The sequence below is a fragment of the Bacteroides caecigallinarum genome (assembly GCF_021530995.1).
Classification (GTDB): Bacteria; Bacteroidota; Bacteroidia; order Bacteroidales; family Bacteroidaceae; genus Phocaeicola; species Phocaeicola faecigallinarum.
In genome coordinates this window covers 1-2,001 of the sequence record NZ_JADYTF010000215.1, presented here as the reverse complement: position 1 = coordinate 2,001, position 2,001 = coordinate 1, and the positions used below count along the sequence as shown (strand labels likewise).

General features: G+C 33.1%; 2 protein-coding genes. Both read left to right on the top strand.

Translation table 11 applies throughout. From position 1 onward, the window contains the following. The coding region (locus I6E24_RS16080; protein WP_235329703.1) for an AAA family ATPase at positions 1-1,001 on the top strand (1,001 nt) is incomplete at its 5' end. Continuing rightward, positions 994-1,713: an HNH endonuclease family protein gene (locus tag I6E24_RS16075; protein WP_235329701.1), complete on the top strand. Its 720-nt coding sequence runs from the start codon at positions 994-996 to the stop codon at positions 1,711-1,713. The genes I6E24_RS16080 and I6E24_RS16075, both read left to right, overlap by 8 nt. The last annotated feature ends 288 nt before the right edge of the window (positions 1,714-2,001 follow it).

The following is a 2,001-nucleotide window of genomic DNA, read 5'->3' as shown; positions in this document are numbered from 1 at the left end:
TAGATAAATCCATGTTTGATTTATTGATAAGATATACAACTCCATTCGTGATAGAAAATACTAATTATGAAGCAAAACATCCTACCGAGTTAGGATATGCGAAAAATGCTAACTTTGTAGATCCAACTGAGTCTCTCTCAAACGTTTGTATTGATGCTTATGGGACAAATAGACATTCAGAATCAGGAACTAAAAGAACAGTTAATTCATATAATAGTGAGACATTATTTGGGGAAAATAATAATCTTACTGATATTGAATATTGGATTCTTCAATTAGATATAGCCAAGCAACATAAGAGACCAGGAGCAAGTGGAAAGTTTAATAAAGTTCGCAATATGATTAGGCATTCTAATTTGTTTCCTGGTATTAAAGATATCGAGATTGGATTTGACAATGACAATAACAGTTTTGTTTATTTTATATCTGACAATGGCAGATTTAGATTAAATGAATTGGGATATGGGTATCAATGTATGTTCTCATGGATTTTTGATTTCTGTAAAAAAATGTTTGATCGATATCCTAATTCGAAAAATCCTCTACATGAGCCTGCTATTCTTTTGGTGGATGAAATAGACATGCACCTTCATCCATCGTGGCAACGTTTGATTTTATCTGAATTATGTAATATGTTCCCTATGACACAATTCATAGTGACAACACATAGTCCTCTTATAGTCCAATCGATGAAAAAGATAAATTTATATGTTCTTTCTAATAAATCTGAAGGTGTAGAAATTAGAAGATATCGTGATATCTCATTCCAAGGTTGGACTGTTGAAGAAATACTTCGTGAGCTTATGGATTTGGGAGACGATGTTCGTTCTGATGAGTACATTAAATTGATAGATAAGTTCAAATCCGCTTTACAGTCTGGAAATTCTGACGAAGCTACTTTAGTGTATGAAAAGCTAAGTGATATTTTACATCCTAATAGTATTGAAAGAGAACTGTATCCTATGCAGATTGAAGGTATAGATGACAAACGTTATGATTAAGATACAATTACCAGAAAGACCCAGTAAGTTGACTAAAGAACTGGAACTAGAGCTGGTTGAAAGATTCAAAAGGGATACAAATGATTGCGTTTGGAAGGCAAAATTCATTAAAGATGCTGTATTTGATATTGCTTTTGGTAAATGCGCATATTCTGAGACAAAATTGAAAGAAGAGGGAAAGGATATGCAGATAGATCATTTTTATCCTAAACTTGCATATAAAGAAAAGGTTGTTGAATGGGGAAATTTGTTACCATCACTTAATGTATGCAATCGGCATAAAGGAGATACAGATCCTGCTTCTGTTGCGCTTATCAACCCATTATTTGACGATCCCAAGGAACACCTTTATGCGAATAATGGTTTTATTGGATATAAAGATGAGATTGGTCGCAATACAATAGATACTTTTGATTTAAATAATCAGTCATATCTTTTTATACCTCGTTCTTTGCTCATAAAGGAGATAGGTGACAGTTTGATTGATATAGAGCCTTGGTTTGAAATAGATATCTCACGTTTTGTGATAAGATTGAAACAAATTATGAGCAAAGGAACACAAAAAGCAGCATATTCGGCTGCAGTGTCCACTTTTATTCTTGAGAATAAAAAATATGTAGGTTATAAAGAACTTATTAAAAAGAAATTGTTATGGGATGATGAACTGTGTGATTTGGAAAGAAATATGGAGTTTTGTTCAATGCGCAAATAATAAGGGAATGCATAGTTGTATATTGGGCAAAGTTTTAAAAGATTAAAGGCAGAGGATAATTCCCCTGCCTTTTTTGCAACTGAGCCTCATCATCACTAATCAACCCGTCTGCCAGTTACATCTATAGTTACTGATATAGGTTATGATTAGTTCGGTATGGGGTAAGCATTCAGTAAACCCCGTATGATTAGAACTGGTAAAGCCGGCATAGATTGTCTATTAAAAATTTCGACTTGTCTCTGAAAATGTTGAAGATATTCGACGATTTCTATCAGGATCTATTAAAAG

Coding starts and splice junctions, on each gene's coding strand:
- I6E24_RS16075 (WP_235329701.1), top strand. CDS start 994: ATGATTAAGATACAATTACCAGAAAGACCCAGTAAGTTGACTAAAGAA.